This window comes from Nocardia huaxiensis (assembly GCF_013744875.1).
Taxonomy (GTDB): Bacteria; Actinomycetota; Actinomycetes; order Mycobacteriales; family Mycobacteriaceae; genus Nocardia; species Nocardia huaxiensis.
The window spans coordinates 7,146,468-7,162,008 of record NZ_CP059399.1 but is presented as its reverse complement, the minus strand read 5'-3'; the positions used below and the strand labels follow the sequence as shown (position 1 = coordinate 7,162,008).

The window sequence follows — 15,541 nt, the reverse complement described above, 5'->3', positions numbered from 1 at the left end:
TATTGACGGAGTGGGCCTATTTCCTTTACAGCACAGGGCTTTTCGGGACCAGTGCACGATCTGTGGCGCGTGTCCCGATGGCCTGGGTGCGATCGGTGCTGTTTTACGCCTCCCGGGCCCATTTCGCCGCTGCGGCGGCGGTTTCGGGGTCGGGTGGGTATTCGCCTGCCCGCAGCACCCAGTCCAGGCGCAGTTCCGGGATGGTGACCTGGAGTTCGTCGTATTTCCAGGTGCGGCGGCCGGACCAGTCCATCGCGGTGGGTTCGTCCGCGAAACCCATGGTGTGGCCGAGATAGTCGTTCCAGACCGCGTAGGAGGTGGGCAGGGTCAGGGCGTCGGGGACGTCGAGGGTGAGCAGCCAGCGGCCGTGGAGCCAGTCGGGGTAGCCGAGCAGGGAGGTGGCGGTCCGATGGAAGGGGCTGTGCACCGTCCAGCACCAAACCGGCGGAGCGCCATGGCAATCGATGCCGCGCCGCGCCATCTCGTCGACCATGTCCTGGAAGGCGCGCTTCCAATTGCCGGTCACCAGTGCCCAATCGGCGCGGTACACCCCGGTCGATCGCAGGGTGTGCACCACTTCGGGGGCTTGCAGGGTCCATAGTCGCACCCGTGCATGCTCACCCGGTCGCGCGCCGACGGCAATGCATTTTTCCCGGCGACACGCCCGTAAGTGCAGGTCAGGGGTGTTGGACCGGGTGGCGCATAGAGTCGATGCGCCACAAACCAATCGGTCTCGGTGCGGTGTCCGGCTGTCTGCGATCCGGGTAGCGGTGTGCCGCCGTCATTCGACGTGAGGGGCAGACGGAATGCGTATTTCGGCGGCGGGACTCAGGGTGACGGTCGGGGCCTCGATGCTGGCGCTGGCGGCCGGCGGCGGGATCGCGACGGGCGCGCCCGGACCGCAGGACATCGGGCTGCCGGATCTGCTGGTCGAAGCCGTGGCCCGGGATCTGCGGCTGGATGCGGGCGGATATCTGGCGCGCGCCGAATTGGCGCAGCGGCTGGCCGAATTCGAATCCACCGCGCGCTTCGCCTATCCGGATGTGTTCGCCGGGGTGCGCATGGAAGAAGGGCGGGCCGTCGTCGCGCTGGCCGAAGGGGTGAACCGCAGCCACGCGGGCAATGCGGTGGCGGCGCAGGGGTTCACGGCCGAGGACGTGTCCTACAGTGCGGCCGCGCTGATCGAACGGCGGCGCGCGGTGGAGCGCTGGGTCGCCGCGCAGCCGGCGCAGGTCGCCGCGACGATCATCGGCGACAGCATCGACATCGCGGCCAATACGGTCGTGCTGCGCAGCACCGGCGAGGTGAAACTGCCCGCCGAACTGGGACCCGTCCGGGTCGAGGTCATCCCGCCTGTGCTGCAACGGGGCGTGGGAACCGCTGCGCAAGAGGTGATTTCGGCCGGCGACCCGGACGGCGACATGATCGGCGGGAACCCGATCGCCATTCCCTTCGACGAAAACCTGGAGGGCCGTTGCTCATTGGCGTTCAACGGCACCGATGGGACCGGAAACACGGTGGCGCTCACCGCTGGTCACTGCGCGCCCGACGCCCACGACCCGGCACGCACGGATGCCACGCCCGTGCGGGTGCACGACGTCCGCAATGGCAGTTCGGGACCGGCCTTCGGCGAATTCACCGTCGTGAACAACGATCTGCGTGATTTCGCCATCATCCGCATCCATGCCGACCATGCCGCCCGCTTCCAGAACAATCGCGTCTCCACGGTGCAGCCGGACGCCCAATCCACCTCCGAGCCCGCCGGCGCCGGTCTCCCGGCCACCGGCAGCCAGGAGGCCACCACCGACGAACAGGTCTCCGGCAGCGCCCCGGTACAGCAGGCGCAGCCTGGAACCCTCACCGCCGCAGCGGATTCCGAACCACTGCTGATCGACGGCGTTGCCACCCCGGTGGTCGGCGCACCCGTCTGCAAGTCCGGTGCCATGACCGGATTCACCTGCGGCACCATCACCGAGATCGATCAGACCTACTACTCCCGCAAGAGCGACGACCCCGGCGACCTCGAGCGTCTGGAGGGCTTCTTCGGCTTCTCCACCTGCGGCATCCACGGCGACAGCGGCGGCTCGGTCACCACCGGCACCAAGGCTCTCGGCATCGTCAGCGGCAGCGGCAATGCCGACGTCTGCGACCCGCAGGCCGGTCTGACCGCCCAGCCCATCGCCACGGTGATCGCCGAGAACCAGGGCCTCCAGATCCGCACCAGCTGAGGCTCACTCGGGGGCCGTGTAGATACTGTGGGCGGCTCGGCGGACATCGAGGTCGGAGTGGGCGCGCAAGGTTCCCAGCAGGCCCGGCCACGGTTCCGCCCACCCGAATTGCTTGCCGCACAGGGCGATCAGCGATACCGCGGTGAGCGCGGTGTGCGGGTCCCGGCTCGCGGCGAGACCCTCGGCGATGGGGGAGAGCGTCTCCGCGGGCGTCTTGCCGATCTCGGAGCCGATCCGGCCGACCAGTCGCCGCGCGGGGTGATCGAGGAGAGCGCCACCGGTGTAGGGGGCGAGGGATTCGATTGCGGCGACGGTGTTCTCGGGCTCCGTCCAGCGCACGCCGGCCAGGGTGAGTTCGATGATCTGCTCGTGCCACAGCGGGTCACCGGCGAGCAGTTCGATGACCGGAGCCACGACGGGCCGGGCCGCATCGCGATTGCGCACGATCGGCCCGAGCCAGGCCAGCAGCGTGGAAAGACGTTGCCGGGCAGGAAGATCGCGGTCGGGGAGGGTGGCGTCGGCCACGCGCAGCCGGGTGACGGCGCTGACCAGCGGGGCCGGATTGCCGTCCGCGCCAACGGTGTCGAGCAGGGTTCGGAGCGCGGGTTGCCACAGCCCGGTGGTGGTGAGCTCGGTCAGCCGGTCGATCAGGAAATCGGCGGTGTCCGCGCTCGACCAGCGCCGCCACCTCGGCAGCAGCGCCAGTGACTGCGCGGCCAGCCGATGATCGGCGCCCGCGGCCAGTTCACGCACGAAGGCGGCGAAGCGATAGCGCTGCGGCTCGGGCAGCAGCTGCGGATGGATGTCGAGGATGGCCCCCGCGACATCCGGGTCGGTGGCCGCCTTGGCGAGCAGATCCCAGGCTTCGTCGTGGTCGAGCAGGAATCGGGTGGCGAAGACGGCGGCGCGGCGGATGTCGCGGTGCAGGTCGGGCCGGTTCCACAGGGCGTGGATGACGGGGACGGCGTCGGGCGCGTGCAGGGCGGCGAGCAGGCGCACGCCCTCTTTCGCGGACGTGATCTTGCGCGAATTCAGCAGGGGCGCAATGGTTTCGCTGATTCGACTCGGCGAGATGGAGCGGGCGCAGCAGGCGATGGCGCTCACCGCCACGCGGGCGTGGTCGTCGTCGACATGGCCGGACAGGACGGCAATGGCCCGTGCCGGTTCGTCGCTGCGGCCCAGCGCGGTGAGCGCCGCCTCGGTGACGGTGATCTCGCCGGAATTCAGGTACGGCAGCAGCTGATCGAAACTTCCTGGGAGCGAGCCCAATTGGCGCACGGCCCGGGCGCGCTCGCTGATCGAAGCGTGCGAGGACTGCGCGTAGCTCTGCAGCAGGCGGGCATAGCGATCGACGTGCTGCGGCGGCCAGCCGGTGAATCCGCCGTGGAACATGGGTACGAAGCGCACCTTCTTCGACAGGAACCGCCCCGGGGTGGATCTGCTCCACAGCAGGCCGAGCAGGTCGGTGCGCCGGCGGGCGATGAGCGCCTGCACCTCGTACAGCGCGACCAGCGAACGGTCACGGCGCAGGATCTCGTCGAGGTGGCGGTCCCGGGTCGCGGGATTGGCCAGTGCCTGCCCCACTGCGCGCCGGACCGTCGAATCCTGGTGCGCGGCACAGGCGCGCACCAGCATCCGCTGCAATTCGGGAAGGTCGTAGGCACGGTGGTCCAGGCCGATGGCCAGACTCAGCGCGAGCTCCCACTCGTCGCGGGCGGCATCGTCCTCGAGGCGCGGGCGCAGTGCGGCGAACAGGCGCTGTTCGGCGCCGCGCGGCAGATTGCGGTGCAGGCCATACAGATTCAGGCCGCGCTTGTGCTCGGCCAGCTGGGCGGTGAGGCGCAGCGCCGTGTCGGCGAAGGCGGTGCCGCCGGTCTGCGTGCGGTCCGGAGTGCCATCGGCCCACGGGCCGCCCACAGCGCCGTCGAGCTGCGCGCCGCGCATCAGCAGCGTACGGGTGAGCTCACCGACCGTGCCGGCGGTTTGATACGAGCAGTCGCGGGCCTGCAAGGCGTCGACACCCAGCTGTTCGAGGGCGGGCAGGTGGGCGACGGTCAACAGCGACATCGGGATTCGCGAGACGGTGTGCAGGGCTTCGCGGCGCACCGGATCCTGCTCATTGCGCAGCCGGCGCAGCAGACCCAGCATGTCCGCGACGATTGCCGGATCGCGGGTCCCGGCCGCGGCGCGCACGAGCAGCGGGTAGGCGCGGGCGCGCTCGTCGGCGGTGGGACGCCGGATCGCCTCGGACAGCACGGTTTTCGCCTCGTCCCAGGGCAGTCGCGCGGTCAGCACCTCGGCGACCTCGGGGTTATCCGCGCCACCGGGCCTGGCGAGCAATTCCCTAGCGACAGTAGCCCGTTCGCGCCACGGCAGCATATCCAGCAGCAAGACATCCGCCTGGCCGGGCGCGGTCCCGGGCCGGGTGAGGAGGGGCCCGGCGATGTGCGTGCGCCGATGCGGTGGCACCAGGCGCAGGAATCGGTGTCGATCGTGCGGCGGGCACAGTTCGAAGAACGCGCGCAGTTGTTCATCCGACAGCGTGAGCATCGATTTCCACAGGGCCGTGCCGCTGAGTCCGCGGCCGTGGCCGCTGGGATGCCGGATCAGCATGTACACGGCTGCCGCGTCGTGCCGGGTCAGTGTGCCCACCACGCGATTCAGCGCGTCGACGGGCCGATGCGCGACGGCGCGGGCGGCGAAAGCCAGTAGCCGGTCCGGATCGTGTTCGGCGGCGGCGGTCACGTTCGAGGTCAGCCACCACCAGAGCTCGATCCACTCGTCCCGTCCGGCGTCGGCCGCGCGCGCCTCGACGAAATCGAAGAGCACGCCGATGTGCCTGCGGCCCAGGGCAGCCCAGTTCGGCACCGCATACGCCAGTTCGGGCAGCTGCGCCGCGACCACCGCGGACGAGCAGTGCGGCAATACGCGGGCGGCCGCCGCATCGCCGAACGCGGCGCGCATGGGTGGCAGCAGCGCATCGGCGAGCCGCTCCCGATCACCGGCGGCCAGACCCCGGTACACCCGCCGGCGCGCCCGTTCCGGCAGCGCGGGCACCCGCGGCCCGATCACCTCGGGTTCGACGCCGAGCTTGATCGCCGCCGTGAGCGCGCGCCCGGCGAATTCCGGATCCGGCGAATCCAGTTGCGCCAGCACCCGGCTCCGCGCCCCCGCGATGGTGGCCATGGTCAGGGCGATCTGCCGCTCGTACCGTCCCGCGGCGAAGAGTTCGTCCAGCAGTGCGTCCAGTTCGGCCGTCCCCGCGAGCCGCCGGGCCTCCTGTGCGATGCGCCGCATCCGCTCGGGCACCGACAGTTCCGCAACCTCCGACAGCAGTCGGTTCCCCAGTCCAGTCACAGCGGCCACGCTAACCCAGCGGGCCCGGCCCGCTCGAACACATTTCCGCGCGCCGATCACCGGGAGTTCGGTGACCCGACCGCAGGGAAGTTCGGCGAGCCGACTGCCGGGATCGTCAGCGGCGCGGCGCGTGATATCCCAGCGACGCGCTCACCACGGCGGGCGGGGTGTATCCGACGGCCCGATTGGCGCGTTCCTGCGGTGTCATCCGATACCGATCCAGCCAGTGCCGGGTGAACTCGCGCAGCTCAGCCAGGGTGTGGTGGGTCATGTCCGGTCCTCTTTCTCTGCGTCCAGCGCTGTGGTTGATTCTGCCATTGCATCGAAATATCCAGTGCTCCAGCAAGATTCGCGAACCTGGTTTTACGGAACATTGGCGGCGTGGCGGCCCGGAGCTGCGATAGCGGGCTATTCGCCAGTGGCGGCGTGTCACCCCCGGGTCCGTCCATACCGCAGGGTTTGCTGTTAGTGACCCGTCAAGGCGGAGGCCCTGCGCGCTAAGAACCCGTAAAGGACGCCGAAACCTGGCCGACTGGGCGCTTGACTCGCTCCGGCGCACCTCAGGGTGCGCCTCGAAGAGAGAGGTAACCGACTCATGTCCGTCGTGGTGTTCACGGTGCTGACGGTGGCGCTTTTCGCCCTGCTCGGCCTGATCCAACGCGGGGTGGAACGGCTGTGATTCAGAACATTGTGGGTCTGATTCTGGCCATTGGCATCGCCGTCTACCTGGTTGCGGCCCTGCTGTTCCCGGAGAGGTTCTGAGTGAGCACGACTACAGCGGGGATCGTCTTCGTCGTATCCCTGATCATCGCGCTGGCCGTGATCCATCTGCCGCTCGGCGATTACATGGCCAAGGTCTACAGCAGTCAGCGGCATTCGAAGGCGGAGAAGGTCATCTACCGCCTGATCGGCGTGCAGCCGGGCGTGGAGATGACCTGGGCGGTGTACGCGCGCAGCGTGCTGGCCTTCTCGGCCGTCAGCATTCTGTTCCTGTTCTTCTTTCAGCTGCTGCAGGGCAAACTGCCGCTGCACCTGAATGATCCGGGCACCGAGATGACGCCGCAGCTGGCGTGGAACACCGCGGTCAGCTTCGTCACGAATACCAACTGGCAGAACTACTCCGGCGAATCCACCATGGGTCACCTGGTGCAGATGGCCGGGCTCGCGGTGCAGAACTTCGTGTCCGCGGCCGTCGGCATGGCGGTGGCGGTGGCGCTGGTGCGCGGCTTCGCCCGCAGGCACAGCGCCGATCTGGGCAACTTCTGGGTGGATCTGGTGAGGGGAACCATCCGCATTCTGCTGCCCATCGCCTTCGTGTTCGCGATCGTGTTCGTGGCCGGCGGCATGATCCAGAACTTCCACCTGCACGATCAGGTCGTGCAGACGGTTGCCGGTGCGCAGCAGACCATTCCGGGCGGGCCGGTGGCCAGCCAGGAGGTCATCAAGGAGCTGGGCACCAATGGCGGCGGCTTCTACAACGCCAACTCGTCGCATCCGTTCGAGAACCCGACGACCTGGACCAACTGGATCGAGATCTTCCTGATCCTGTGCATCCCGTTCTCGCTGCCGCGCGCCTTCGGCCGCATGGTGGGCAGCACCAAGCAGGGCTACGCCATCACCGCCGTCATGGGCGTGATCGCGCTGCTGTCGATCGGGCTGACCAACCTGTTCCAGCTGCAGCACCACGGCACCGTGCCGACCGCCATCGGCGCGTCCATGGAGGGCGTGGAAACCCGCTTCGGCGTCTCGAATTCGGCGACCTTCGCCGCGTCGACCACGCTGACCTCGACCGGTGCGGTGGACTCCTTCCACGACTCGTACACCAGCCTCGGCGGCATGATGACCATGTTCAATATGCAGCTGGGCGAGGTCGCGCCCGGCGGTGTCGGCTCGGGCCTGTACGGCATGCTGATCCTGGCCGTGATCACGGTCTTCATCGCGGGCCTCATGGTCGGGCGCACGCCGGAATACCTGGGCAAGAAGATCACGCCGCGCGAAATCAAGTTCGCCGCAGCGTATTTCCTGGTGAGTCCGCTGCTCGTGCTGATCGGCACCGCCATCGCCATGGCCCTGCCGGGTGAGCGTGCGGGCATGCTGAATTCGGGACCGCACGGACTGTCGGAAGTGCTGTACGCCTTCACCTCCGCGGCCAACAACAATGGTTCGGCCTTCGCGGGCCTGAGCGGCAATACCGAGTGGTACAACACCGCCCTGGGCCTGGCCATGCTGTTCGGCCGCTTCCTGCCCATGATCTTCGTTCTCGCCCTGGCCGGTTCACTGGCCCAGCAGGGCCACACCCCCGAATCGATCGGCACGCTCCCGACCCACCGGCCGCAGTTCGTCGGCATGGTCGTCGGCGTGACCGTCATCCTGGTGGCCCTGACCTTCCTGCCCGCGCTCGCGCTCGGGCCGCTCGCCGAAGGAATCCACTGATGTCTGCTCCCACTGTTGATATCGAGAAGCCCGAATCGGCTTCCGCGCACAAGGGGCGGGTAACGAGCGGACTGTTCGATCCGCAGATGCTGCTGAAGTCGTTGCCGGACGCCTTCCGCAAGCTGGACCCGCGCACCATGTGGCGCAACCCCGTCATGCTGATCGTCGAGATCGGCGCGGTGTGGTCGACCGTCCTCGCGATCGCCGATCCGTCCTTCTTCGGCTGGGCGATCGTCGTATGGCTCTGGGCCACCGTCCTTTTCGCCAATCTGGCCGAGGCCGTCGCCGAAGGGCGCGGCAAGGCGCAGGCCGATACCTTGCGAAAGGCCAAGACCGACACCGTCGCTCGGCGGCTGGCGGACTGGTCGCCGGGTGCGCGGCTGGTCGAGGAGAAGGTGGCCGCGCCGGATCTGCAGCGCGGCGACTATGTGGTCGTCGAAGCCGGTCAGGTCATTCCGGGTGACGGTGATGTCGTGGAAGGCATTGCGTCGGTGGACGAGTCGGCCATCACCGGTGAATCCGCGCCGGTGATCCGTGAGTCCGGCGGCGACCGTTCCGCGGTCACCGGCGGCACCACGGTGCTGTCGGACCGCATCATCGTCAAGATCACGCAGGAGCCGGGCGGCTCGTTCATCGACAAGATGATCGCGCTCGTCGAGGGCGCGTCACGGCAGAAGACGCCCAACGAGGTCGCGCTCAATATCCTGCTGGCCTCGCTCACCATCATCTTCGTGGGCGCGGTGGCCACCCTGCAGCCCCTGGCGATCTTCGCCAAGGCGAACAATCCCGGTGTGCCGGACAGCATTTCGCTGACCGCGGACGGCATCAGCGGCATCGTCATGGTCTCGCTGCTGGTGTGCCTCATCCCGACCACCATCGGCGCGCTGCTGTCGGCCATCGGCATCGCCGGCATGGACCGGCTCGTACAGCGCAATGTGCTGGCCATGTCGGGCCGGGCGGTCGAGGCCGCCGGTGATGTGAACACGCTGCTGCTGGACAAGACCGGGACGATCACCCTCGGCAACCGTCAGGCTTCGGACTTCGTGCCGATGCCGGGCATCACCTCCGATGAGATCGCCGATGCCGCACAGCTTTCCAGCCTCGCGGACGAGACCCCCGAGGGCCGCTCCATCGTGGTGTACGCCAAGACCGCGTACAACAAGCGCGAGCGCGTCCCGGGTGAGCTGGTCGGCGCGAACTGGGTGGAATTCACCGCCCAGACCCGCATGTCGGGTGTGGACCTGGCCGACGGGCATCAGCTGCGCAAGGGTGCGGCCAGCGCGGTCACCGAATGGGTGCGCGGGCACGGCGGCGAGATTCCGGCCGAGGTCGGCGCAACCGTCGACGGCATCTCGGCTTCCGGCGGCACGCCGCTGGTGGTCGCGGAGATCAAGAAGGGGCAGGCCCGCCTGCTCGGCGTCATTCATCTGAAGGACGTCGTCAAGGAAGGCATGCGGGAACGCTTCGACGAGATGCGGCGCATGGGCATCCGCACCGTCATGATCACCGGCGACAATCCGTTGACCGCCAAGGCGATCGCCGATGAGGCCGGTGTCGACGACTTCCTCGCCGAGGCCACCCCCGAGGACAAGCTCGCGCTGATCAAGCAGGAGCAGGACGGTGGCCGCCTGGTCGCCATGACCGGTGACGGCACCAATGACGCGCCCGCGCTCGCACAGGCCGATGTGGGTGTCGCCATGAACACCGGCACCTCCGCCGCCAAAGAGGCGGGCAATATGGTGGATCTGGATTCCGATCCGACCAAGCTCATCGAGATCGTGGAGATCGGCAAGCAGTTGCTGATCACCCGTGGCGCGCTCACCACGTTCTCCATCGCCAACGACATCGCCAAATACTTCGCGATCATTCCCGCGCTGTTCGTGGCCCTGTTCCCGGCGATGGACAAGCTGAACATCATGCGGCTGGCCAGCCCGCAATCGGCCATCCTGTCCGCGGTCATCTTCAACGCGATCATCATCGTGGTGCTGATCCCGTTGGCGCTCAAGGGCGTCAACTATCGTCCGGCCGCGGCGTCCAAGCTGCTGAGCCGCAATCTGGCCGTCTACGGCGTGGGCGGCATTATTGCCCCGTTCATCGGCATCAAGCTGATCGACCTCGTCGTCCAATTCCTCCCCGGGATGTCCTGATATGCGCATGTCAACTTGGATTCGCCAACATGTGGCGGCGCTGCGCGCGCTGCTGGTGCTCACGGTGATCACCGGAATCGTCTATCCCCTGGCGGTTTTCGCGGTCGCTCAACTGCCCGGACTGAAGGACAGGTCGAACGGGTCGCTGCTCGAGCGGGACGGAACAACGGTGGGCTCCAGCCTGATCGGGCAGGCGTTCACCGACTCCGACGGCAACCCGCTGCGGCAGTACTTCCAGAGCCGGCCCTCTGCGGCCGGTGACGGATACGACCCCATGTCCACCGCCGCGAGCAATCTGGGGCCGGAGAGCATCGTGGACAGCGCCCCCGATGAGACGGCGCTGCTGAGCACCGTGTGCGCCCGCAGCAAGGCCGTCGGCGAGCTCGAGGGCGTGGACGGCAGCCGCCCGTTCTGCACCCCGGGCGGGGTCGGCGCGGTGCTTGCGGTCTTCGGGCCGCGCACCGCCGCCGGTGAGGTCGATCAGCCGGTGCGGGTGGTCAGCGTCAACGAGTTCTGCTCGGTGACCCGGACCCCGTTCCTGGCGGAGTACAAGGGCGTGCAGGTCGACTGCCGGGGCGCCGATGAGGATGTCTCGCAGGCGCGCATCGTGCCGATTCGCGGTGCCGCGCCGGAGCATCCGGCCGTGCCCGCCGACGCGGTGACGGCCAGCGGCAGCGGCCTGGACCCGAACATCACGCCCGACTACGCGGCCATCCAGCTCGCACGAGTCGCCAAGGCTCGCAACATTTCCGAGGATCAGGTCCACGCTCTGGTCGACGCGCACACCGACGGCCGCACCCTGGGCTTCCTGGGTGAGCCGCGAGTGAACGTGGTCCAGCTGAACCTGGACCTGGACGCGAAGTACCCCTTCCAGGGCTGAGCTCGAAGCGCCGGGGCCGCAGCGGTTCTCCCCCGGGAACCACTGCGGCCCTTGTGTTTTCCCGTCGCGTACGAATTCGGCAAAGATACCGGTCGCCGCCGCATGAAGGGCGTCAAGAGCCTTCTGCGGCAACGGGTTACGCGTCTACCGTCGAAGGGGTCGGGAACAGCGCGGCGGAGATGGGGCAGTGCGATGGGCAATTCGGCGAACGAGCTGGACGCATTGTGCGAGCTGGTGAATCACCGCGGTGTCGTGGAGGTGCTCGACGCGCTCGCCGGCGGCCCCCGCACGGTCCGCGAGCTGTGCGGATCGATGACCATGCGGCGGCCGGGAGTATCCCGGGCGCTGCGGGTCATCGCGGCACGCGGACTGGTGTCGGCCGGCGGCGCGGGGAGCTGGGACGAACCGCTGGAGATCGGAAATCCCATGGCCCTGACCGATCGCGGCTGGCGCACTGTCGAACTGCTCGCCAGTTTCGCGGTCTGGGAAACCATCTACGGGCAGACCGATTCCGTCGGGGATCGGTGACTGTTCCCGCAACCATCGTCGGCCACCGGCGCTTCGCTCACGAAAGCGCCGGTGGCCGACGACTTCTCGCCACACCGGGGCAGAACTTTCGAAGGCGGACTCGGCCGGGAATCCGGGTCCTCGCGGATCAGTTGGCGACGTTGACGTGCCGGTGCACCGCATCCCGATCGGACACCAGATCGAGCATGCGGGTCGCGAGATCCGCGCGGGTGATGCGAATGCCGAAGGTGACATTGCGTTCCACCGCCATCCGCGAACGCCCCTTGGCCGGATTGTCGGTGAGCTGCGGGGCGCGCACGATTGTCCAGTCGAGATCGGTTGCCTCCACGATGGATTCGGCCCGCGACATGTCGTCGAGGCTGTGCCGCAGCAGCGGGCGCAGGATGAGCGGCTTGACCACATAGCGGGTGAAGGGCTCGTCGCCGGGCCCGGCGATCCGCGCGCTGTTGCTGACGAGCAGCAGCCGTCGCGCCCCGGTCTTGTCCATGGCCGCCGCGATCGACTCCGCCGCGTCCGCACACACCGAGGTCGGCCCCTTCTGTCGTGCGCCGACCGCACTCAGCACGGCGTCCGCGCCGTCGAGAGCGTCGGCGATATCCGCCGGGTCCATCACGTCCGCAGTGACCACGGTCAGTCGGTCGTGCTCTCCGAAGCTGTGCTCACCGCGCACCACAGCGGTGACGAGATGGCCTCTGACCAGTGCTTGCTCGACGAGATGGGTTCCGGTCGAGCCGCTGGCGCCGAAGATCGTGAGTCGCATGAGATGCCCCAATCAGGTTGGTGAGTATTTACTAACCTATGGTGGGTGAGTAACCACTAACCTGTCAACAGGAGACTTCGTGAGCACCCGTGACCGCATCCTCGATGCCGCGGCCGACATCCTGCGCACCCGCGGCGTCGTCCACGCGACCACCAAGGAGATCGCCAAGGCCGCAGGCTATTCCGAAGCCGCCCTGTACAAACACTTCAGCGACAAGGAGGACCTCATCCTGAATGTCCTCCGCTACCGCATGCCCAGCCCGGCCGCCGGTCTGCCCAAACCCGGCGAGGGCGCCGTCGCGGGCAATTTGGCGACCATCGCCCGCGCCGCGCTCGCCTTCTACCAGGGCTCGCTGCCGCTGCTCGGCGGCCTGCTGGCGCATCCGGAACGCATGGCCGCACACCGTGATTCGATGCGCAGGCACGAAGCCGGACCGGGCCGCGCCATAGCCGGCATCGCGGGATACCTTCGGGCGGAACAGGATCTGGGCCGGGTGACCGCGGACGCCGACGTCGACGCCATCGCCGCACTACTCGACGGCGCATGCTTCCATCAGGCGTTCCTGCGCTACTACGAGGCCGGACCGACCGCCGAACCCGCCCCGGGTGAGCTGGCGGACCAGCTCGCCGCGACCTTGTCGCGCGGAGTGGTCACTGGCTGAGTCCGCGGATTCAGGGTTTGCCGGGATCGAGGGTCAGTTCCACCAGGGGTACGTCCTCGATGCTGGTGCCGGTGGCCTGTTCGATGACGCGGCTCAGTTCCCGGTAGGCGGCGGGGTGGGCGCGTTTGTATTCGGCGAGAATGGTTTTCGCTTCGTCGGGGGTGAGGTCGCGGGCGCGGGCCGGTACGCGGTGGCGGAAGCCGATGCTCACGAAGCAGTGGGGGTCGGCCTGGAGGTTGCGGTACCACTGGGCGGTGGCGCCGAAACCGGAGGCGATGACGATGGTGGCGGGGGTGGGGCGGGCGACGGTTTCGAGGGTGACATAGCGCGGTCTGCCGGAGGTGCGGCCGCGGTGTTCGAGCAGCAGGAGGCGACCGCCGAAGAGGAAACCGAGACGGGCGCGGAACAATCCGATGGGGGCGCGGACGAACCAGCGGTTTCGCAGGAGTTTCGCTCCGAGGTCGGCCATTGCCATGGTCGCGAGGGTACGGCGTGACCGGTGGTCAGGGAACGACATAGCGACACGCCCGTGGCGGCGTGGCGGTTCGCGATATCCTTGACGAAATTTTCATCATGGCGCGCCGGGAAGTCTGGTCGGCACGGGCCGGAAGTGGCCCGTAACCCTTCGACCTGGGAGTTTCGGTGGCGCAGCGGTATTCGATCTTGACGTATTCTCTTCGCGTGACAGCTCGGTTAGCCGTCGTATCCTGCAGATATGCATGCCGCTCAGATGGCCGAGGAATATCCGGTGATCGATTTGGACTCCGATGCGATGGACGCGGCCAGGCTGCTGGCCGAGCATCGGCTGCCGGGAATCCTGGTCACGGACGGGGACGGGGCGCCGCGAGCGGTGCTGCCGGCGTCGACGGTGGTGCTGTTCATCGTGCCGAAGTATGTGCAGGACGACCCGTCGCTGGCGGGCGTGCTCAACGAGAGCATGTGCAGTCAGGTGTCGAATCGGTTGCGGGGCAAGAAGGTTCGCGATGTGATTCCCGAGCGGCTGAGCCGCATCCCGGCAGCGCAGGCCGACGACAATATGATCGAGGTGGCCGCGCTCATGGCCAAATATCAGACTCCGCTGGTCGCCGTGCAGGACGGGCAGAAGCTGCTCGGCGTGATCACCGCCTCGCGCTTGCTGGAAGTGGCAGTGAACAACTGAGCCCGCCGGGGCGCTCCGCATGACCGCCGTCGCGGTGGCGGTGTTCGCGATCGCCTACGCGTTCATCGCCTCGGAGCGGATCAACAAGACCACCGCCGCCCTCTGCGGCGCGGCTGTCATTGTGGCGCTGGGCATTTCGAGCTCCGACGATATCTTCTACTCGCACGAGACCGGCATCGACTGGGATGTCATCTTCCTGCTGTTCGGGATGATGATCATCGTCGGCGTCCTGCGGCAGACCGGCGTCTTCGAATACCTGGCGGTGTGGGCGGCCAAGCGCGCCAGGGGCTCCGCGCTGCGGGTGATGATTCTGCTGACGCTCATCACGGCCGCGGCCTCGGGTTTCCTCGACAATGTCACCACCGTGCTGCTGATCGCCCCGGTGACCCTGCTGGTGTGCGAGCGCCTGGACGTGCCACCCGCGCCGTTCCTCATCGCGGAGGTGCTCGCCTCCAATATCGGCGGCGCGGCCACCCTCATCGGCGATCCGCCCAACATCATCATCGGCAGCCGGGCCGACCTGTCGTTCAATGCCTTCCTGGTGAACATGACCCCGATCGTGCTGATCGAACTGGCCGTGTTCACGCTGCTGCTGCCGCGCCTGTTCCGGGGTTCGTTCACCGTGGATCCGGCGCGGGCCGCCGACATCATGCTGCTGAACGAGCGCGAGGCCATTCGCGATCCGGGTTTGCTGATCAAATGCGGAGTCGTGCTGGCCGGGGTGTTCGCGGGATTCCTGGGCCATTCGCTGTTCCAGCTCGAGCCGTCCGTGGTGGCCCTGCTGGGCGCGGGCGTGCTGGTGCTCATTTCCGGGCTGCCGCAACGCGACTACCTGGTGTCGGTGGAGTGGGAGACGCTGCTGTTCTTCGCCGGGCTGTTCGTGATGGTGGGCGCACTCGTCGAAACCGGGGTGATCGAACGGCTCGCGCACTGGGCGACCGATGTCACCGGGGGTGACGCGCTGCTGGCCACCATGCTCATCCTGGTGGCCTCGGCGGTGCTGTCGGGCATCATCGACAATGTCCCGTATGTCGCGACAATGAGCCCGCTGGTGGCGGATCTGGTGACATCCATGGACGATCAGCAGCAGGCGGGCGCGCTGTGGTGGGCGCTGGCGCTGGGCGCGGATTTCGGCGGCAACCTGACCGCCGTGGGCGCGAGCGCGAATGTGGTGATGCTCGGTATCGCGCGGCGTTCGGATCATCCGATCTCGTTCTGGGAGTTCACCCGCAAAGGCATTGTGGTGACTGCGGTCACGATCGTGGTGGCGGCCCCGTATTTGTGGCTGCGCTATTTCGTCTTCGCGGGATAACCGCGACGAAGGCCACATTCCGGTGAAGATCAGAGTGGCGATTGGGATATTTGCCAGCCGGATACCAGAATGGTCG

At 67.7% G+C, this 15,541-nt stretch carries 14 protein-coding genes; 9 read left to right on the top strand and 5 right to left on the bottom strand.

What is annotated here, in order from left to right; translation table 11 throughout:
• Positions 1-103: 103 nt before the first annotated feature.
• A complete protein-coding gene (locus H0264_RS32640) occupies positions 104-607 on the bottom strand; it encodes a DUF3841 domain-containing protein (protein WP_244976016.1) in 504 nt (167 codons plus the stop codon).
• Between the two features lie 199 nt (positions 608-806).
• On the opposite strand from H0264_RS32640, the gene H0264_RS32635 reads away from it, so the two are divergent.
• Positions 807-2,228, top strand: coding sequence for a S1 family peptidase (locus H0264_RS32635; RefSeq protein WP_181581109.1), 1,422 nt, complete (start codon positions 807-809; stop codon positions 2,226-2,228).
• 3 nt (positions 2,229-2,231) lie between these two features.
• Here the strand turns inward: H0264_RS32635 and H0264_RS32630 are convergent, their stop codons facing one another.
• Together H0264_RS32630 and H0264_RS32625 are read right to left on the bottom strand one after the other, a co-directional pair.
• Positions 2,232-5,585: a hypothetical protein gene (locus H0264_RS32630; protein WP_181581108.1), complete on the bottom strand. Its 3,354-nt coding sequence runs from the start codon at positions 5,583-5,585 to the stop codon at positions 2,232-2,234.
• A gap of 115 nt (positions 5,586-5,700) precedes the next feature.
• Complete coding sequence (locus H0264_RS32625; RefSeq protein WP_181581107.1) at positions 5,701-5,856, bottom strand: hypothetical protein; 156 nt, start codon at positions 5,854-5,856, stop codon at positions 5,701-5,703.
• 404 nt (positions 5,857-6,260) lie between these two features.
• On the opposite strand from H0264_RS32625, the gene kdpF reads away from it, so the two are divergent.
• The 5 genes from kdpF to H0264_RS32600 all read left to right on the top strand — a co-directional run bounded on the left by kdpF (position 6,261) and on the right by H0264_RS32600 (position 11,573).
• Positions 6,261-6,347, top strand: a complete 87-nt coding sequence (gene kdpF, locus H0264_RS32620; protein ID WP_181585996.1) for a K(+)-transporting ATPase subunit F — start codon at positions 6,261-6,263, stop codon at positions 6,345-6,347.
• Positions 6,348-8,018: a potassium-transporting ATPase subunit KdpA gene (kdpA, locus tag H0264_RS32615; protein WP_181581106.1), complete on the top strand. Its 1,671-nt coding sequence runs from the start codon at positions 6,348-6,350 to the stop codon at positions 8,016-8,018.
• Entirely contained in the window at positions 8,018-10,165 is a 2,148-nt protein-coding gene (gene kdpB / locus H0264_RS32610; RefSeq protein WP_181581105.1) for a potassium-transporting ATPase subunit KdpB, read from the top strand. The genes kdpA and kdpB overlap by 1 nt, the downstream gene beginning before the upstream one ends.
• Position 10,166: 1 nt before the next feature.
• Positions 10,167-11,045, top strand: a complete 879-nt coding sequence (locus tag H0264_RS32605; protein ID WP_181581104.1) for a potassium-transporting ATPase subunit C — start codon at positions 10,167-10,169, stop codon at positions 11,043-11,045.
• Between the two features lie 192 nt (positions 11,046-11,237).
• Positions 11,238-11,573 (top strand): ArsR family transcriptional regulator, encoded by a 336-nt coding sequence (locus H0264_RS32600; RefSeq protein WP_181581103.1) that lies wholly within the window; start codon positions 11,238-11,240, stop codon positions 11,571-11,573.
• A gap of 127 nt (positions 11,574-11,700) precedes the next feature.
• On the opposite strand, the gene H0264_RS32595 is transcribed toward H0264_RS32600, so the two are convergent.
• On the bottom strand, positions 11,701-12,333 hold the full coding sequence (locus H0264_RS32595; protein WP_181581102.1) for an NAD(P)-dependent oxidoreductase: 633 nt from the start codon (positions 12,331-12,333) through the stop codon (positions 11,701-11,703).
• A 79-nt stretch (positions 12,334-12,412) separates the two neighbouring features.
• On the opposite strand from H0264_RS32595, the gene H0264_RS32590 reads away from it, so the two are divergent.
• On the top strand, positions 12,413-12,994 hold the full coding sequence (locus H0264_RS32590) for a TetR/AcrR family transcriptional regulator (protein ID WP_181581101.1): 582 nt from the start codon (positions 12,413-12,415) through the stop codon (positions 12,992-12,994).
• Positions 12,995-13,004: 10 nt separating this feature from the next.
• On the opposite strand, the gene H0264_RS32585 is transcribed toward H0264_RS32590, so the two are convergent.
• A complete protein-coding gene (locus H0264_RS32585; protein ID WP_338040108.1) occupies positions 13,005-13,469 on the bottom strand; it encodes a nitroreductase family deazaflavin-dependent oxidoreductase in 465 nt (154 codons plus the stop codon).
• Between the two features lie 240 nt (positions 13,470-13,709).
• Here H0264_RS32585 and H0264_RS32580 point away from each other — a divergent pair, with 240 nt between their 5' ends.
• On the top strand, positions 13,710-14,153 hold the full coding sequence (locus H0264_RS32580; protein WP_181581100.1) for a CBS domain-containing protein: 444 nt from the start codon (positions 13,710-13,712) through the stop codon (positions 14,151-14,153).
• Between the two features lie 19 nt (positions 14,154-14,172).
• Positions 14,173-15,465, top strand: coding sequence for an ArsB/NhaD family transporter (locus H0264_RS32575; RefSeq protein WP_181581099.1), 1,293 nt, complete (start codon positions 14,173-14,175; stop codon positions 15,463-15,465).
• Positions 15,466-15,541: the final 76 nt, after the last annotated feature.

What these genes read in the sequence shown, in the direction of transcription:
- H0264_RS32635 (WP_181581109.1), top strand. Translation starts at nt 807, where the DNA reads ATGCGTATTTCGGCGGCGGGACTCAGGGTGACGGTCGGGGCCTCGATG.
- H0264_RS32625 (WP_181581107.1), bottom strand. Translation starts at nt 5,856, where the DNA reads ATGACCCACCACACCCTGGCTGAGCTGCGCGAGTTCACCCGGCACTGG.
- kdpB (WP_181581105.1), top strand. Translation starts at nt 8,018, where the DNA reads ATGTCTGCTCCCACTGTTGATATCGAGAAGCCCGAATCGGCTTCCGCG.
- H0264_RS32605 (WP_181581104.1), top strand. Translation starts at nt 10,167, where the DNA reads ATGCGCATGTCAACTTGGATTCGCCAACATGTGGCGGCGCTGCGCGCG.
- H0264_RS32600 (WP_181581103.1), top strand. Translation starts at nt 11,238, where the DNA reads ATGGGCAATTCGGCGAACGAGCTGGACGCATTGTGCGAGCTGGTGAAT.
- H0264_RS32595 (WP_181581102.1), bottom strand. Translation starts at nt 12,333, where the DNA reads ATGCGACTCACGATCTTCGGCGCCAGCGGCTCGACCGGAACCCATCTC.
- H0264_RS32585 (WP_338040108.1), bottom strand. Translation starts at nt 13,469, where the DNA reads ATGGCAATGGCCGACCTCGGAGCGAAACTCCTGCGAAACCGCTGGTTC.
- H0264_RS32580 (WP_181581100.1), top strand. Translation starts at nt 13,710, where the DNA reads ATGCATGCCGCTCAGATGGCCGAGGAATATCCGGTGATCGATTTGGAC.
- H0264_RS32575 (WP_181581099.1), top strand. Translation starts at nt 14,173, where the DNA reads ATGACCGCCGTCGCGGTGGCGGTGTTCGCGATCGCCTACGCGTTCATC.